The 16,898-nt window shown below is 29.7% G+C and carries 19 protein-coding genes and 1 other annotated feature; of the genes, 18 read left to right on the top strand and 1 reads right to left on the bottom strand.

The features are described 5' to 3' along the window. Positions 1 to 34 precede the first annotated feature (34 nt). The 16 genes from GOQ27_RS04545 (at position 35) to GOQ27_RS04470 (ending at position 13,108) form a co-directional block, all read left to right on the top strand. Complete coding sequence (locus GOQ27_RS04545; protein ID WP_203365647.1) at positions 35 to 601, top strand: GNAT family N-acetyltransferase; 567 nt, start codon at positions 35 to 37, stop codon at positions 599 to 601. A gap of 1 nt (position 602) precedes the next feature. Further along, positions 603 to 1,496: a GNAT family N-acetyltransferase gene (locus tag GOQ27_RS04540; protein WP_203365646.1), complete on the top strand. Its 894-nt coding sequence runs from the start codon at positions 603 to 605 to the stop codon at positions 1,494 to 1,496. A 60-nt stretch (positions 1,497 to 1,556) separates the two neighbouring features. Continuing rightward, entirely contained in the window at positions 1,557 to 1,994 is a 438-nt protein-coding gene (locus GOQ27_RS04535) for a GNAT family N-acetyltransferase (RefSeq protein WP_252187749.1), read from the top strand. A gap of 50 nt (positions 1,995 to 2,044) precedes the next feature. After that, the gene (locus tag GOQ27_RS04530; RefSeq protein WP_203365645.1) at positions 2,045 to 2,566 is read left to right on the top strand and encodes a GNAT family N-acetyltransferase; all 522 of its coding nucleotides are present in this window, start codon (positions 2,045 to 2,047) and stop codon (positions 2,564 to 2,566) included. A 16-nt stretch (positions 2,567 to 2,582) separates the two neighbouring features. Beyond that, a complete protein-coding gene (locus tag GOQ27_RS04525; RefSeq protein WP_203365644.1) occupies positions 2,583 to 3,125 on the top strand; it encodes a GrpB family protein in 543 nt (180 codons plus the stop codon). Between the two features lie 138 nt (positions 3,126 to 3,263). Further along, positions 3,264 to 3,470: a CDGSH iron-sulfur domain-containing protein gene (locus GOQ27_RS04520; protein ID WP_203365643.1), complete on the top strand. Its 207-nt coding sequence runs from the start codon at positions 3,264 to 3,266 to the stop codon at positions 3,468 to 3,470. A 130-nt stretch (positions 3,471 to 3,600) separates the two neighbouring features. Continuing rightward, on the top strand, positions 3,601 to 3,846 hold the full coding sequence (locus GOQ27_RS04515; protein WP_203365642.1) for a hypothetical protein: 246 nt from the start codon (positions 3,601 to 3,603) through the stop codon (positions 3,844 to 3,846). 32 nt (positions 3,847 to 3,878) lie between these two features. Beyond that, a complete protein-coding gene (locus tag GOQ27_RS04510; RefSeq protein WP_203365641.1) occupies positions 3,879 to 4,385 on the top strand; it encodes a DUF2179 domain-containing protein in 507 nt (168 codons plus the stop codon). Between the two features lie 101 nt (positions 4,386 to 4,486). Next, positions 4,487 to 6,211, top strand: a complete 1,725-nt coding sequence (locus GOQ27_RS04505) for a phospho-sugar mutase (RefSeq protein ID WP_203365640.1) — start codon at positions 4,487 to 4,489, stop codon at positions 6,209 to 6,211. Positions 6,212 to 6,335: 124 nt separating this feature from the next. Then, the gene (gene pdhA / locus GOQ27_RS04500; protein ID WP_203365639.1) at positions 6,336 to 7,424 is read left to right on the top strand and encodes a pyruvate dehydrogenase (acetyl-transferring) E1 component subunit alpha; all 1,089 of its coding nucleotides are present in this window, start codon (positions 6,336 to 6,338) and stop codon (positions 7,422 to 7,424) included. Next, positions 7,424 to 8,404, top strand: coding sequence for an alpha-ketoacid dehydrogenase subunit beta (locus GOQ27_RS04495; protein ID WP_203365638.1), 981 nt, complete (start codon positions 7,424 to 7,426; stop codon positions 8,402 to 8,404). Before pdhA ends, GOQ27_RS04495 begins: the two co-directional genes overlap by 1 nt. Positions 8,405 to 8,419: 15 nt before the next feature. Further along, a complete protein-coding gene (locus GOQ27_RS04490; protein ID WP_203365637.1) occupies positions 8,420 to 9,739 on the top strand; it encodes a dihydrolipoamide acetyltransferase family protein in 1,320 nt (439 codons plus the stop codon). A gap of 12 nt (positions 9,740 to 9,751) precedes the next feature. Beyond that, positions 9,752 to 11,137 carry a dihydrolipoyl dehydrogenase gene (lpdA, locus tag GOQ27_RS04485; RefSeq protein WP_203365636.1) on the top strand — a complete coding sequence of 462 codons (1,386 nt, stop codon included), beginning with the start codon at positions 9,752 to 9,754 and terminating at the stop codon, positions 11,135 to 11,137. A gap of 154 nt (positions 11,138 to 11,291) precedes the next feature. Next, positions 11,292 to 11,723: an FHA domain-containing protein gene (locus tag GOQ27_RS04480; RefSeq protein ID WP_203365635.1), complete on the top strand. Its 432-nt coding sequence runs from the start codon at positions 11,292 to 11,294 to the stop codon at positions 11,721 to 11,723. Positions 11,724 to 11,940: 217 nt separating this feature from the next. Continuing rightward, on the top strand, positions 11,941 to 12,951 hold the full coding sequence (locus GOQ27_RS04475; RefSeq protein ID WP_203365634.1) for an FtsW/RodA/SpoVE family cell cycle protein: 1,011 nt from the start codon (positions 11,941 to 11,943) through the stop codon (positions 12,949 to 12,951). Further along, positions 12,944 to 13,108, top strand: a complete 165-nt coding sequence (locus tag GOQ27_RS04470) for a hypothetical protein (RefSeq protein WP_203365633.1) — start codon at positions 12,944 to 12,946, stop codon at positions 13,106 to 13,108. The genes GOQ27_RS04475 and GOQ27_RS04470 overlap by 8 nt, the downstream gene beginning before the upstream one ends. 34 nt (positions 13,109 to 13,142) lie before the next feature. On the opposite strand, the gene lplA is transcribed toward GOQ27_RS04470, so the two are convergent. Next, the gene (lplA, locus tag GOQ27_RS04465; RefSeq protein WP_203365632.1) at positions 13,143 to 14,135 is read right to left on the bottom strand and encodes a lipoate--protein ligase; all 993 of its coding nucleotides are present in this window, start codon (positions 14,133 to 14,135) and stop codon (positions 13,143 to 13,145) included. 132 nt (positions 14,136 to 14,267) lie between these two features. Beyond that, positions 14,268 to 14,477, top strand: a binding site (T-box leader). A gap of 52 nt (positions 14,478 to 14,529) precedes the next feature. On the opposite strand from lplA, the gene asnS reads away from it, so the two are divergent. Both asnS and yjbM read left to right on the top strand, forming a co-directional pair. Further along, positions 14,530 to 15,921 carry an asparagine--tRNA ligase gene (gene asnS, locus GOQ27_RS04460; protein WP_203365631.1) on the top strand — a complete coding sequence of 464 codons (1,392 nt, stop codon included), beginning with the start codon at positions 14,530 to 14,532 and terminating at the stop codon, positions 15,919 to 15,921. 85 nt (positions 15,922 to 16,006) lie between these two features. Then, entirely contained in the window at positions 16,007 to 16,813 is an 807-nt protein-coding gene (gene yjbM, locus GOQ27_RS04455) for a GTP diphosphokinase (protein WP_203365630.1), read from the top strand. The last annotated feature ends 85 nt before the right edge of the window (positions 16,814 to 16,898 follow it).

Raw genomic sequence — 16,898 nt, 5'->3', positions numbered from 1 at the left:
GTAATGAATTTAGCTAATTAAAGGGAAAGTAATTATGATTAGAGATTATAATCAAGCTGATATTGAGGAGATCGTTAGATTACATACATTAGAATATAAGGCAATGCCAGCAGAGATTGAAAACTTGAAGTCTGCGTCAAAAATTCTTGTATATGAGGATAGAGGAATTAAAGGATTTATTCATTTAGAGATGAGTGGTAATCATTGTTATGTTGAAATGGGGGCTGCTACAAGTGAATTGATAATACCTGATAATTGGTATTTAAATGCAAGTAAAGAGGCAATTGAAAACAATAGAAAAGTAAGCTTAGAAGAAAAAGAGTACAATTATCTATTTTTTAAAAACAATGAAATCCTAGGAGCTTCAATGGTAAAGAATGCGGAAATTGAATTACTATTTGTTAATATTAAATACCAAAGAAAAGGTTATGGTAAGAAAATATTAGAATATACAATAAATAGAGGTTTAGAACAGAGTCCAACAAGTGTGAATTTAAATGCACTAGCTAGTAATGAGAAAGCATTAAAGCTATATAAAGACTTAGGATTTAAAGTTGTACAAGCACAAGATGCCAGAAGGTTAAATATAGGAGGTGATTAGCTTGATAGAATTTAAATTAGCTAATAAAGAAGATATAAATCAAATATCTGACTTTATTGCAGAAATTAATAAAGTAGAAGAAAGTAATATTGGATTTTGTGGAATTGATAATAACGAAATTTTCCACTCATTAATAGAAGATATCACAGATATTCCCTTTTATAAAAGCTTTATAATAGCTTATCAGAATGAGAAAATTATTGGTGTTTTGGGTTTCGATACTGACTTTAGTAGCAATAATGTTGAAGTTTGGGGGCCATTTATTAAGGAATCGAAATGGAATATTGTCTATGATATGTGGGGTAAGATGATAGAAAGATTAGCTGATGAAATAGAGTTAATAAGTATGTTTATTAATAAGAAAAATAAAAGATGTCTAAGTTTAGTAGAAAATTTAAATTTCAATAAAAAGAGTGAGGAGATAATTTTTAATTTTGAAAGGAGAAACATTTCTAAACTCTTGGGTATACCAAATATTGAACTTTCTCCTATTTACTATCAAGATATGGAATCTTTACATGATAAAGTTTTTCCAAAAACCTATTATACTGGTAAGGAGATAATAGAAAGATTAAATAACTATAGAAAGGTATTTATTAATACTGAGAACAATGATTTAGCAGGTTATATATATACAGAAGTTAATCCACGGTTTGGAGAAGGGAGTATTGAATTCTTTGCTGTTGAAGAAACACAAAGGGGTAAAGGAATAGGAAATAAACTATTATCTATGGCATTAAAGTGGTTATTTACTTTTGAAGGAGTAAATGACATTACTTTATGTGTCAATTCAGAAAATAAAAAAGCAGTGGAATTATATAAGAGGATAGGTTTTAAGCAGACTAATCAGTTATGTTATTTTACTAAGAGTATAAAAAATAATGAAAAGATGTAAATGAATAGTAAGTATAAAAGGTTCTTTGTTGAAAATATTAAATTAGAAAGAAGGTAATTAATGATGATATTATTTAAAGAAATAACTAAGGAAAATTTTTGGGATTGTATTTCCTTAGAAGTTACCCAAGAACAAGTTAACTTTGTAACCTCAAATGCTGTTTCAATAGCTCAGTCTAAAGTTCAACCAGAATGTATACCCCTTGCAGTATATGATGAGGAAGTAATAATTGGATTTTTAATGTATTGTATAGATGAAGATGATGGAGAATATTGGATTTATCGTATGATGACTGATAAGAACTATCAATCAAAGGGATATGGTAAGAAGGCTTTAGAAGAACTTTTGAGAATTATAAAGGAAGATAAATCTCACAATAAGGTGTTTCTTGGAGTACATAAACAAAATACTTATGCAGTAAAACTATATAAGAGTTTTGGGTTTTATTTTAATGGACAAGTATTTGGTGATGAACATATTATGAGGTTAGATTACTAAATTTAGTATATTTAATGCACGTTTAAAAAAACTTATAGGAGGATAACAATATGATAGAACTTAGATATCCCATGGTAGAAGATGCAGAGAGATTTTATGAAATATTAAATAACATTGATACTACATATTATTATGCAACTATTCCTGATTCAATTGAAATGGAAATAAAATGGATAGAAAGAAGAAAGTATAAAAGAGAAAATAAATTAGAATACAACTATGCTATTATCTACAATGGAAAAGTTGTAGGAGGTTGTGGTCTTACTATTTACCAAGAATATGATCATATCGGTGAAATAGGATATTTTGTGGATAAATATTATTCAGGAAAGGGTATTGCTACTCAAGCTGTACAAGAATTAGAGAGAGTTGCCTTTGAGGATTTAAATTTAGGTAGAATTGAAATTAGAATGGATCCGAGAAATAAGATAAGTGAAAAGGTTGCAATAAAGAATAATTATATAAAAGAAGGATTACTGCATAATGCAGTGGAATTTCAATGCAATTATTTTGATTATTCGCTATATGCTAAAACTAAAAGTTTTGAGAATAAAAACTTGAAATACATCTAAGAAAAGGAGTATCAAAATGATAGGGTTGCCTAGAGGGAAAGTTAAATTAAGTCCTTATTCTAAGGAATGGAGTATATTATTTGAAAAGGAAAAGGATGAATTAATAAAAAGTATTGGAAAGTTTATAATAGATATTCAACATGTAGGTAGTACTTCCATTCCTCATATGGATTCAAAGCCTATAATAGATATAGTAATTGGTATAAAAGAACTTAAAGATGGATTACAGTGTATGAAACCCTTGGAGAAGTTAGGATATCATTACAAAGGCCATATGGGAAAAAGTAATCGATTGTTTTTTGCTAAAGGTAATGAAGATAATAGAACTCACCATGTTAATATTGTAGAATATGGGGATAAAAATTGGACTAACTTAATTCTCTTCAGAGATTACCTAATAAAACATCAAGATTTTAAGCATGAGTATGAAGTGTTGAAGAAAAGACTTGCTCGAGAGTATGGAGATGATAGAAATACATATACGTGTAAAAAAGAAGATTTTATTTTGAATACTATTGAACTGGCCATGGTGGAAAAAGGACATAAGAAAAATAATTAAAGAATAATATATAAATGACTAGTCATTTCTTTTAGCAAAGGAATAATTAGTTATTTTTTTATAAAATAACTTTGATTTTTATTACCTATAGATGGGTAATAAAATATTAAGAGATTATTAATAGTAGGAGGTTTTTTAATGTCAAAAGTAAAAATTAAAGTTAATGACAATGGTTCTTATGAAATTGATGGAGATGTAGAGTTAGTGGATGGAAAAGGTAAAGAACTAGAAACAAAGAATAATAAATATCTTTGTAGATGTGGGTTATCTAAAACTAAACCTTTTTGCGATGGAACTCATAGAGGGAGATTTGAAAGCGTTGTAAGAGCAGAAGAAATAAAATAAAAAATATGGTCTATTTAGACTATATTTTTTAAAAATATATTGATTTATTTTTAAAAAATTAATATAATTTACTGGTGATTTGGCTTTCATAAGAAGTGTGATAATTTTAATGTAAAAGGAGAAGAGAGAATTGGAAGCAAATGCAGTAAATTATAAAATTTCATCAAATCAGTTGTTATTAGGTGTAGACTATAGAAACTATACTGATTTTCATTCTTTTAAATTAGCATTGAAAAAATATAATAATCAAATTACTAATAAACAGATTAATAATATTTTAGAATTTTTAAGAGTTGATTTAGCAATATATTGTGATGCGGACTTGGAAGATATTACAGATGATGAAATCCAGTTATTGAGGGATTTAATATTTTAGTAATAACCTTGTATATTAGTTAGGAGAGAGTTATGACTTATTTATTTATATTTTTAGCAAAAATTGTTGAAGTAGCTTTTATGACTTTAAGAGTAGTACTTATAACTAAAGGAGAAAAAGTATATGGTTCAATAATAGGCTTTTTCGAAGTTATGATATGGCTTAGTTTAATAGGAAGTGTTCTTATAGGGATACAAGATGATCCTTTAAGAATGGTAGTATATGGATTAGGATTTGCTTGTGGTAATTATGTAGGATCATATATAGAAGAGAAGTTAGCATTAGGACTTATGACCTTAAATATAATTGTGACTGAAGAAAATGGAATAAAGTTAGCAAGAATTTTAAGAGATAAAAAAATTGGAGTCACAGTAATAGGTGCAGAAGGTATAGAGAAAAATAGACATTTACTCATTGTGCATGCCAAAAGAAAAAGGAAAAACGAGATTCTTAGATTGATTGATAATTCAGATATACCTACTGTAATATCTGTAAATGATACTAAAGTTATATATGGAGGATACGGTATACGAAAATAACCACAGCTTAAGCTGTGGTTATTTTTTTGATTATTTTAAATTGTTAGGGTAAATATATAATAATGGGGACTTTAGATATTATAAATAGGAAGGTGAAGCAAATGGATTATATAAAAAAATATGAAAAATGGATTAGTAATGAGAATATAGACAAGATAACAAAAGATGAGTTAATGAAAATTAAAGATGATAAAGAAGAAATCGAAGAAAGATTTTATACTGACTTATCCTTTGGTACTGCGGGACTTAGAGGGAAAATGGGGGCAGGAACTAATAGGATGAATAAATATATTATCTCCATGGCTACTCAAGCAATTGCAGAAGTGATAAAAGCTGAAGGAAAAAAAGCTTGCAAAAAGGGAGTAGTAATAGCATATGATGTAAGACATAAATCAGATGAATTTGCTAAAAGAGCAGCATTAGTATTGGCGAATAACGGAATAAAAGCCTATCTATTTGAGGGTATAAGACCTACCCCAGAACTTTCTTATGCTGTTAGAAGATTAGGTACTCAAGCAGGGATAGTAGTTACTGCTAGTCATAATCCAAAGGATTATAATGGATATAAAGTATATTGGGATGAAGGAAGTCAAATACTATCTGATATTGCAGCTAGAGTAACTGAAAAAATAGATGAGATAGAGGATATTGCAAAAATCAAAAGAATGGATGAAGACGAAGCTCTAAGAGAAGGACTATTAGAGATTATAGGAAAAGATATTGATGATGAGTATATAGAAAAAGTAAAAGAATTATCCTTAAGAGATGAAATAAAAAAAGATATAAAAATAGTATATACTCCATTTAATGGAACTGGAAATATTCCTGTAAGAAGAGTATTAGATGAACGAGGATTTAATAATGTTTTTGTAGTTAAGGAACAAGAAAACCCAGATCCTAACTTCACCACCATTGGTTACCCTAATCCTGAAGATATTAAAACCTTTGAATATGCTATTAAATTAGGAAAAGAAAAAAATGCTGATTTACTAATAGCAAATGATCCTGACTGTGATCGAATGGCGTGTATGATCAAGGACAAAAAGGGAGAGTACATTCCTCTAAATGGGAATCAGACTGGAGCAATACTCATAAATTATGTATTAGAAGCATTAAAAGAAAAGAATGAAATTCCTTCTAATGCAGTTATAGTGAAATCTATAGTAACAGGAGATTTAGGTAAAGATATTGCCAAATCCTATGGAGTTCATACTGTAGAAACTCTAACTGGATTTAAAAATATTTGTGGTAAAGCAAATGAATTTGAAAAAACAGGAGAGTATACATATTTATTTGGATATGAAGAAAGTATAGGTTATGTATATGATACTTTTGTAAGAGATAAAGATGGTGTAATAGCAGCTATGTTAATAGTAGAAGCGGCAGCTTTTTATATGAATAAAGAGAAAACCCTTTTAGATATATTAGAAGATATCTATAATGAATATGGTTACTATAGCGAGGATCTATTCTCTCTTGTCTTAGAAGGTATAGAAGGGAAGGAAAGGATAGGTAGAATGATGGAAAACTATAAAAAACATTACTTAACAGAAATAGCAGGAGCTAAATTAACTAGGATTACTGACTTTGAAAATCAGTTACGAAGAGATCTTTTAAATGAGTCAGAGGAAGAAATAGAAATGAAAAAGACTAATGCTTTAAAATTTGAATTTGATAATGACAGCTGGTATGCTATAAGGCCCTCTGGAACTGAGCCTAAGATTAAAATATATATATATAGTAAAGGCAAAAATAAGTCTGAGGCAGAAGAAATAGTTAAAAAAATAAAGGAAAATGTTTTAGATAAACTTCATAGTATAAAGTAGAGTCCTTAAATATAAGGGCTCTTTATATTGTTAAAAATAAAATTAATTGTAACAGATATAATTAATTGTTATGTTTAATTTTATTAGGGTATCTAATGAGTATATTAATTGAAGGAGGTTAGTTATGATTATACAAAACTTTAATCCTCTTGAGGATGAAATGGTAACTATATTAGATAAAGAAGGGGAGGTTGTTAGAGAAGACATTCTTCCAGATATTGAAGACGATAAATTAAAACACATGTACAAAACAATGCTTTTCACAAGAATAATTGACACTAAAACATTACAATATCAAAGACAAGGTAGAATGCTTACTTATGCACCTAATAAAGGTCAGGAAGCTGCTCAAATAGGTTCAGTAGCTGCAATAGAAAAGGAAGATTGGTTAGTGCCAGCCTTTAGGGAATTAGGAGCATGGTTATATAAAGGAGTATCTTTAGATCAGATATATTTATATTGGTATGGTAATGAAGAAGGAAGTAGGTTTGAGAAGGATGTAAAGGTGTTACCTATATCTGTACCTATAGCATCTCAATTGAATCATGCAGTAGGTATAGCAATGGCAACAAATATAAAGAAAGAAAATGATGTTACTCTAGCTTATGTTGGTGATGGAGGAACTAGTGAAGGAGAATTTCATGAGGCATTAAACTTTGCTGGAGTTTTTAATACACCAAATGTATTTATTATCCAAAATAATCAGTGGGCTATATCAGTTTCTAGAAATATTCAAACCAAATCAGAAACTTTAGCCCAAAAAGCAATAGCATATGGGATACCAGGAGTTCAGGTGGATGGTAACGATGTCCTTGCTATGTATGCTGTAACTAAGGAAGCAGTGGAAAGAGCAAGACGAGGAGAAGGACCCACATTGATTGAAGCGGTAACCTATAGATTAGGACCCCATACAACTTCTGATGACCCCACAATATATAGAACAAATGAAGAGGTTGAAGAATGGGCTCTTAAGGATCCATTAACAAGATTCCAAAAATATTTATTGGATAAAGGCATACTAACTCAAGAAGAAGATGAGAAATTAAGAGATGAATATGCAGATCAAGTGACACAAACTTTCAAGAAAATAGAAAAAACAGGTGCAGATACTAAACTAATTGATGTATTTAAATATAATTATGCAGAAATGCCACCTAATCTTAAAGAGCAATATGAAGAACAAAAAAGATATTATGAAGGGGGCGAAAAATAATGCCATTATTAAATAATATTGGAGCATTAACATATGCACTAGACCAGGAAATGGAAAGAGATAATACTATTGTAGTTTATGGTGAGGATGTTGGATATGAAGGTGGAGTATTTAGAGCTACTCAAGGACTTCAAAAGAAGTATGGGGTAGATAGATGCTTTGATACACCTTTAGCAGAAGCAGGGATAGTAGGATCAGCGGTAGGAATGGCAATAAACGGCCTAAAGCCAGTTGTAGAGATGCAATTTTCGGGATTTATGCTTCCAGCCTATAATCAGATAGTAGGCCATGTAGCTAGAATGAGAAATAGATCTAGAGGAAGCTATAATCTTCCTATGGTGATAAGAATGCCCTATGGTGGAGGAGTAAGAGCCTTAGAGCATCACTCAGAGAGTCTAGAGACATTATTCGCTCATATACCAGGATTAAAGGTTGTAATCCCTTCTACTCCTTATGATACAAAGGGACTTATGATATCAGCTCTAAGAGATCCTGACCCTGTTATATTTATGGAGCCAAAAAGAATATATAGAGCATTCAAGCAAGAAGTACCTGAAGAAGACTATTCAATACCTATAGGTAAGGCTAAAGTTGTGAAAGAAGGAGAAGATATTACTGTGGTAGCTTGGGGTGCTTTAGTAAGGGAAACACAAAAGGCTATCAAGGAAATAGAAGAAAAAGAAGATATTAGTGTAGAATTAATTGACCTTAGAACAATCTCTCCAATTGATAAAGAAACAATAATAAAATCTGTACAGAAGACTGGAAGATTTTTAGTAGTTCATGAGGCAATAAAATCCTTTGGACCCGGTGCAGAATTAATGTCTATAGTAAATGAAGGGGCCTTCCTGTATTTAGAAGCTCCTCCTACTAGAGTAACAGGCTTAGACGTAACTGTACCTTTACCTAAGTCAGAACATTACTTTATGGTGGATACTAGAAAAATAGCAGATAAGATTAAAGAATTAGTAGAGTATTAGGAGAGGTGATAATAAATGTATGAGTTTAAATTCGCAGATATAGGTGAAGGAATCCATGAAGGTAAACTTTTAAAGTGGATGTTTGATGTTGGAGATGAAGTGAAGGATGGAGACACCTTATTTTTAGTAGAAACAGATAAGGTTAATGCAGAGATACCATCTCCTGTGGATGGTAAGATATCTGAGAAGTTAGCAGAAGAAGGAGATATCATCCACGTGGGTGATATTGTAGTTAAGATAGATGATGGTGAGGATAGTACAGAAACAACTGAAACTACTATTAATGAAGGAACAAAAAAAGAAACTGTTGATGAAGGTGATGAAGAAGTAGCTGGAGTTGTAGGAGAGTTAGAAATAGGAGAAGATGTTCTAGAGAGCAGTGATGAAAATAGTACTAAAACTCAGAAAAGTTCTTCCAAAAGAAAAGTATTAGCTACGCCAGTAGCTAGAAAATTGGCAAAAGACCTAGGAGTAGATATAACTACTATTGAAGGGTCCGGAGCTAATGGAAGAGTTATGAAGGAAGATATCTATAAAGCTAGTGAGGAAAAGAAAGGTGAAAAACAAGAAGAAAAACAAGAAACTAAGAAATCTAAGCATCAAAGGAATATTGAAATTCCAGAATTAAAGATAGAAGGAGAGGTTGAAAGAGTACCAATCTCAAAGATGAGAAAGACCATAGCAGAAAATATGGTATTATCAAAAACTGTAATTCCTCATGCTTCTTCTATGGATGATTTTGATGTTACAGAATTAGTGAAGTTTAGAAAGGAACAAAAACATATTTCTGAAGCCCAAGGAACAAAATTAACTTATATGCCATTTATCATTAAAGCAGTAACCTTAGCTCTGAAAGAGTTCCCAATGTTTAATGCAAGCTATGATGATAATAATGAAGAAATAGTATTGAAAAAATACTACAATGTAGGTATAGCAGCGGACACTCCAGAAGGGCTTATGGTACCAGTAATTAAAGAAACTGATAGAAAAGGAATATTAGAGATTTCTAGAGATATGAATAAAGTAATAGAGAAATCTAAAGATAGATCTATAGGTTTAGATGAACTTCGAGGAGGTACATTCTCTATAACAAATTATGGAGCAGTAGGCTCTACCTATGGAGTACCAGTTATCAAACATCCAGAGGTAGCTATATTAGGTATTGGTAAAATATCTAAGAAGCCTGTAGTAATTGAGGATGATATTGTAATAAGAGACATTATGCCTATATCAATAAGTATAGATCATCGAGTGATAGACGGAGCAGATGCAGGTAGATTCTTAAATAGAATAAAAGAATATTTACAAGATCCTATGCTTCTGTTACTAAGCTAAGGAGGTAATAATATGAAGAATTATGATATTACAGTCCTTGGAGGAGGACCAGGAGGCTATGTAGCAGCCATAAAAGCTGCTCAAATGGGAGCAAAGACAGCCTTAATAGAAAAGGATAATGTAGGTGGTGTATGTCTTAATTGGGGATGTATCCCTACAAAAACTTTATTAAAGAGTGCCAAGGTTTATGAATATATGATGAACTCAGAAAAGTATGGAATTGATTTAGAAGATAAAAGTAGTATTAATATAAATTGGGATAATATTAAAAACAGAAAAGATAAAGTGGTGAAGCAATTAACAGGTGGAGTTGGAGTTCTTCTGAAGAAAAACGGTGTGGATGTATATAATGGATTCGGAACAGTGGTGGATAAAAATACTATAGAAATAAATGATGAGAAAATAAACACTAAAAATATTATTATAGCCACGGGATCATCTCCTCGAATTTCCAATACTCCAGGATTTAAAGAAGCTATGGAGAAGGGGTTCATAGTAACCAGTAAGGAAATATTAGATTTAGAAGAAATTCCTGAAAAATTACTAATTATTGGTGGAGGAGTTATTTCAGTAGAATTCGCTACTCTTTATAACACTTTAGGTTCTAAAGTAACTATACTTCAAAGATCTAACAGAATATTAGGAAATATAGATGAAGATATTAGAGATAATATGTCTAGAATTCTTGAAAGAGATGGGGTGGAGATAATATATGATACCTCCATCGAAAGGATAGAAGATAATAAAGTTACAGTAGTTATAGATGGAAAAGAGAGAGTTCTGGAAGGAGATAAAATTTTATCAAGTATTGGTAGAGTGCCAAATATGAAAGGTTTAGAAAATTTAAACCTAGAAACCTATAAACGAGGTATTGTTACAGACGAATTCATGAGAACTAATGTGGAAAATGTATATGCTATTGGAGATGTAAATGGCAAGTTTATGTTAGCTCATGTAGCATCAGCAGAAGGTATAGCATCAGTAGAGAACATCCTAGGTGAAGAATCAAAAATCAACTATAATACAGTTCCATCTTGTATTTATGGATTCCCAGAAATAGGTGTAGCCGGGCTAACTGAGAAGGAGGCAAAAGAAAAAGGGCATGATGTTCTTGTTAGTACATTCCCTCTGTCTGCAAATGGTAAATCTCTAGCAGAAGGAGAAAGTGATGGATTTATTAAGATAGTAGCAGACAAAAAATATGGAGAAGTATTAGGAGTACACATTTTAGCCCCCCATGCAACAGATATGATTGCAGAAGCTGTTACTACAATGGAGTTAGAAGGTACTGTGTATGAGCTAGCTAAAGCTATTCATCCTCATCCAACTTTATCAGAGATAGTTATGGAAGCAGCCCATGGAGCAATAGATAAACCAATTCATATATTTAAAGACTAAAGGGATCGATCCCTTTAGTCTTTAAATTATTTAAAGACAAATAATTTTATGGATTCATTTAATATTAAGGTATGATTACAAAGGATATATTTAGTAATAAATATGATATTATATTCATATATAGATTAAATTTTTTTGAAAAGGAGGCATATATTTGCAGGGAATATCAGAACTCATAAAGATTTTATTAATTATATCAGTATATATTTTTATATTTATTATTTTTAAGTATTTGTATTTAGATGTGAAATTAATGAGAAATTTAAGATATGATAAATATCCTTATTTAAAGTTATTGAATAGAAAAAGTGATATTTCTTTTAAAGTAGAAGAAACTTATAATATATATAAAAGCATGAAGATTGGAAGAGCCACTCATAATGATATAGTAATAAAGAATGATTTTATAGATAAATATCATGCAGAAATAAAGATTGAAGAGGAGAAGTATTTTGTTAATACATATGCTAATACTAGTTTAATGATTAATGGAAAGGTTATAAAGGGTGAAAGAGAATTAAAAAATAACGATATTTTACAAATAGGAACTATAAAATTTGTTTTTATTAGAGAGATAGGTGAATAACTTGGATCATAATAAATTTTTAAAGAAAAGTTTGCTACCTATATATATTTTATTGATAACTAATATATTATATTTTTTTATTATTAAAGATTTATATCAAGAGAATACATACAAATTTTCTATGATATGGATTATTTTCTCATTGATAATATTCATATCTAGTATTTTATATCAAAAAATATTTAAAGGAGAATATATTATACTTTCAATAGTATTTATGCTCCTAACTATAGGACTACCTATGATATATCGTATAGATAAAGAATTAGCTTTTAGACAGACTCTTTGGTATATATTTGGACTAATAGTATTTTTTATTGTAATTTTTGTTTTCAAAAAATATTTTATTACAAACAGATATACCTATTTATATATGGGTGTAATCTATATAATGTTTATTATGACTTTTATATTTGGTAGTAGAATTAAAGGCTCAATAAATTGGATAAAATTTAATGGCATTAGCTTTCAACCTTCAGAAGTAATAAAAATATTATTTATATTATTTATTGCCAGTTATTTTACGAATAGAGATAAAAAATTAAAAAAATCCTACTTCTTATTCATAGTTTATTCGATTATAGGATTATTTTTCTTTCAAAAAGATTTAGGGTCAGCCCTTTTATTATATTTAGTATTCATGTCAATATATTACTTAAATGAGGAAAATAAATTTGCACTATTAATGAATCTATTTGGAGCAATTATTGTAGGAATTAATAGTATTATTATATTTGATCATGTAAAAGTACGGATGATATCATGGATAAATCCATGGAAGTACATTGATGGTGCTGGATATCAAATAACCCAGTCTCTATTTGCTATTTCTGAAGGAGGATATTTAGGGGTAGGGTTAGGTAAAGGTCACCCCAAATATATACCTGAGGTTCAAACTGATTTTATATTTTCGGCAATAATTGAGGAAATGGGCATATTGATGGGTATTGCTATTGTATTATTATATATTTTATTCATATATAAAGGAATAAAGATAACTTTAAATCAAAAAAATAATTTTATCAGGCAAGTTGCATTAGGTATAACTATGATGACTGGATTTCAAGCATTTATAATTATAGGAGGATCTATTAAGTTAATTCCATTAACGGGAATTACATTACCATTTGTTAGTTATGGTGGCAGTTCTATAGTTATGAGTTTTGTATCAATAGGATTATTACAGGTTGCTTCTCAAGAATTGGAGGGGGAATTTCATAGTGAATAGAGATAATAAGAGAATAATAAAATTATTTGTATTTATAATAAGTCTTTTTGTATTAATAATTGTCTATTTAACCTATTTTAATTTATTTGATGCATGGAAGTTAAAAGAACATCCTAATAACTTTAGAAATACAATTGAACAGGATATAGAGATATAGCCACAGATAACACTGTGGCTATATTATTATTTATTTAATTGAATAAACAATCTATTAGATCTTGTTTTTCTATACCATAGAAGAACTCATTTAATTCTATCTCATCTAAAGTAGCTTTAATAAATTCTTCGTCATATTTTTTATTTATAAATTCCTTTTCTAAATTACTCACATCTTTGTCTCCAAAGAAATCTCCATATATTTTACACTCTTTTATATTACCATCTTTAACGGTTAATCTAATGTCTAAAGATCCTGCTTCATATCTTTTAGTCTTTTGAATATTAAATTCTGGGGACTCTCCAAAATTCCATTCCCACTTTTTATATCTATCATCCATAAGTTCATTTATTTTATTTAAGTCTTTCTCTTCCAGTTTATATTCTTGAGAAGATATGTCATTGGTATCTAAAATAAATTTTAGTAATATATCTTTAAATTCATCAATAGAGATCTTTTCTTCTAAATATGGATAAATATTTGTTACTCTACTTCTAATTGACTTAATGCCCTTTGATTTGATTTTTTCATTATTAACCATTAGTACATTCACTATATCTTCTAAGGTAGAATTAAAAAGTATTGTACCATGATGAAGCATCTTATCTTTGTAAAAATACTGTGCATTTCCTGATATTTTCTTTCCATCTACTACAATATCATTTCTTCCATGAAATTCGGCATTTACCCCTAGCTTCTTTAATGCATCGATAACTGGCTGTGTAAATTTTTTATAGTTATTGACATTTGATTTGTCATTTTTAGTAATGAAGGTAAAGTTTAAGTTTCCTAAATCATGATAAACTGCTCCACCTCCAGAAAGTCTTCTAACTACATTAATATCATTATCTTTAATATATTGAGGGTTTATTTCTTCTATAGTATTTTGATTTCTTCCAATAATAACTGAGGGCTCATTCTGCCACAATATAAGTATATCTTCTTCAATATTTAGATATTTCAAAGCATATTCTTCTAGTGCTAAGTTATAATGGGGATTTATTTTATCATTTTTAATATAAAGCATATAATTCACTCCCTAAAGATTTAATGTGAGTAATTGATACCCAAAAAAATATATATTAATAGTATAAAATAGTCTTTACATATATTTTTTTATATATTATAATAACGATAATATAAAAGGTTATAATATATTTAATAGACAATGATAGGAAGAGTAGATATAGGTAAACATTTAAGCGAGTTGATTATGGTGAGAGTTCAACATGAACCCTATATTGAAGAACATCCTTGAGTTTCTAACCGAAATCTTTTTGATAGTAGGCTTAGACGGATTCAAACCGTTATTTGATGAGTTGGCCAAGTGGCAACTAGGGTGGTACCGCGGAATCTTTTCGTCCCTTATAGGGAAGAGAGGTTTTTTTTATTGCCTAATAATAATAAATAGGAGGTTAAATATGAAAACTACATTAGTTAGAGAAATATACAAAGACAAAGAATTTTATAGTCATAAAGAAATTAAAGTATCAGGATGGATTAGAACTTCAAGAGGTTCAAAAAACTTTGGGTTTATAGAGCTTAATGATGGTACTTTTTTTAAAGGAATACAAGTAGTTATTGGAAATGAGTTAGAAAATTTCAAGGAACTTATTAAATTATCTATAAGTAGTGCTATAGTAGTGACAGGAAAATTAGTATTAACTCCAGATGCTAAACAACCCTTTGAAATTCAAGCAACAGAGGTAGAAATAGAAGGAGAGTCTACTAATGAATATCCACTACAAAAGAAAAGACATACTTTTGAGTACTTAAGAACTATTGCTCATTTACGACCAAGAAGTAATACTTTTTCTGCTGTATTTAGAGTTAGATCATTAGCATCTTATGCAATACATAAGTTTTTTCAAGAGAGAAACTTTGTATACACCCATACACCTATTGTAACTACAAGTGATGCTGAAGGTGCAGGAGAAATGTTTAGGGTAACTACAATAGATCTTAAAAACACAGCATTAGACGAAGATGGTAACGTTGACTATGGACTAGATTTCTTTGGTAAGGAGACAGGATTAACAGTAAGTGGTCAATTAGCAGCAGAGACTTACGCTCAAGCCTTTAGAAATGTATATACCTTTGGACCTACTTTTAGAGCAGAGAATTCAAATACTCCAAGACATGCAGCTGAATTTTGGATGGTGGAGCCTGAGATAGCATTTGCTGACCTTCAGGATGATATGAAACTAGCAGAAGATATGATGAAGTATATCATTAAATATGTTATGGACAATGCAAAAGAAGAAATAGAGTTCTTTAATAAATTTATAGATAAAGGTCTTTTAGATAGATTAACTAATGTTGCAAACTCTGACTTCGAAAAAATAACATATACTGAAGCAATAGAAATTTTAAAGAAAGCAAAAGAAAAATTTGAGTTTCCTATAGAATGGGGTTCAGATCTTCAGACAGAGCATGAAAGATATATTACAGAAAAGGTATTTAATAAACCTGTATTTGTTACTGACTACCCTAAAGATATAAAAGCTTTCTATATGAGACTAAATGATGATAATAAAACTGTAGCTGCTATGGATTTATTAGTACCAGGAGTGGGAGAGATTATTGGAGGTAGCCAAAGGGAAGAACGTTTGGATAAACTAGAAGAAAGAATAGAAGAATTTGAACTTAATGCAGAAGATTATTGGTGGTATTTAGATTTAAGAAAGTATGGTACTACTAAGCACGCAGGATTCGGACTTGGCTTTGAAAGAATAATAATGTATTTAACAGGCATGAGTAATATTAGAGATGTAATTTCTTTCCCTAGAACAACAAAGTCAGCAGAATTTTAGGAAAAATATATTTTTAAAGGTATTTACTATACATTTGTAGAATATATTTATCATCATTAATGTTATGATGGAAGGTAGTGATTACATGATACAAAATTGGGATCAATTGCTCATACCCTATGATCAAGCAGTAGAAGAACTTAAAATTAAATTTAAGAGTATTAGAAATGAATATAGAAGAATGGATGAATACTCACCTATAGAATTTGTTACAGGAAGAGTTAAAAAAATTTCTAGTATTTTGGATAAAGCCAAGAAGCTAGATATACCTTTAGATAAATTGACAGAACAGATGGAAGATATAGCAGGCATCAGAATTATGTGTCAAATGGTTGAGGATATTGATAGAGTTGTTGATTTGATTAGAGAGAGAGATGGAAAAGATCTTAAAGTAGCTTATGAGAAAGATTATATAAAAAACAAAAAGGAAAGCGGATATAGAAGTTATCATATGATAATTAAATATCCTGTTCATACTGCATTTGGTGAAAAAGAGATTTTAGCAGAGATTCAAATTAGAACTTTAGCTATGAATTTTTGGTCAACCATTGAACATTCTTTAAATTATAAGTTTGAAAGAAATATTCCTAAGCATATAAGGGTTAGACTTAAAAATGCTGCTGAGGCGGCATCAAAGTTGGATCAGGAAATGTCAGAAATTAGAGAAGAGATAATCGACTCTCAGGAAGTTTTTCAAGTGAAAAGCAGTTTAGTAGCTGATATCTTAAATAAGATACAAACTCTATATTTTTCAGGTAAAATAAAAGATATTGATGATTATAGAGAAGAATTCTTTCGAATACAGGAAAGAGGAGATTTTGCAGAACTAAGAGAGTTTAAGAAAAGATTAGATGAGCTAGCAAAAAAATATAATATTCAAATGATACTATAGGTACTTGTTTAACAAGTACCTATTTTTTTAAGTGTGCCCGGCATGGGCATAGTCTATAGGGTGAAAGTCCCGAACACTGAAGGTG

Origin of the sequence: Anaeromonas frigoriresistens, assembly GCF_016820655.1 — a bacterium.
Taxonomy (GTDB): domain Bacteria; phylum Bacillota; class Clostridia; order Tissierellales; family SIT17; genus Anaeromonas; species Anaeromonas frigoriresistens.
Note: the sequence above shows the minus strand (reverse complement) of the source record. Positions and strands in the feature narration are given on the sequence as shown.

Coding starts and splice junctions, on each gene's coding strand:
- GOQ27_RS04545 (WP_203365647.1), top strand. CDS start 35: ATGATTAGAGATTATAATCAAGCTGATATTGAGGAGATCGTTAGATTA.
- GOQ27_RS04535 (WP_252187749.1), top strand. CDS start 1,557: ATGATGATATTATTTAAAGAAATAACTAAGGAAAATTTTTGGGATTGT.
- GOQ27_RS04530 (WP_203365645.1), top strand. CDS start 2,045: ATGATAGAACTTAGATATCCCATGGTAGAAGATGCAGAGAGATTTTAT.
- GOQ27_RS04525 (WP_203365644.1), top strand. CDS start 2,583: ATGATAGGGTTGCCTAGAGGGAAAGTTAAATTAAGTCCTTATTCTAAG.
- GOQ27_RS04520 (WP_203365643.1), top strand. CDS start 3,264: ATGTCAAAAGTAAAAATTAAAGTTAATGACAATGGTTCTTATGAAATT.
- GOQ27_RS04510 (WP_203365641.1), top strand. CDS start 3,879: ATGACTTATTTATTTATATTTTTAGCAAAAATTGTTGAAGTAGCTTTT.
- GOQ27_RS04505 (WP_203365640.1), top strand. CDS start 4,487: ATGGATTATATAAAAAAATATGAAAAATGGATTAGTAATGAGAATATA.
- pdhA (WP_203365639.1), top strand. CDS start 6,336: ATGATTATACAAAACTTTAATCCTCTTGAGGATGAAATGGTAACTATA.
- GOQ27_RS04495 (WP_203365638.1), top strand. CDS start 7,424: ATGCCATTATTAAATAATATTGGAGCATTAACATATGCACTAGACCAG.
- GOQ27_RS04490 (WP_203365637.1), top strand. CDS start 8,420: ATGTATGAGTTTAAATTCGCAGATATAGGTGAAGGAATCCATGAAGGT.
- lpdA (WP_203365636.1), top strand. CDS start 9,752: ATGAAGAATTATGATATTACAGTCCTTGGAGGAGGACCAGGAGGCTAT.
- GOQ27_RS04475 (WP_203365634.1), top strand. CDS start 11,941: ATGCTCCTAACTATAGGACTACCTATGATATATCGTATAGATAAAGAA.
- lplA (WP_203365632.1), bottom strand. CDS start 14,135: ATGCTTTATATTAAAAATGATAAAATAAATCCCCATTATAACTTAGCA.
- asnS (WP_203365631.1), top strand. CDS start 14,530: ATGAAAACTACATTAGTTAGAGAAATATACAAAGACAAAGAATTTTAT.
- yjbM (WP_203365630.1), top strand. CDS start 16,007: ATGATACAAAATTGGGATCAATTGCTCATACCCTATGATCAAGCAGTA.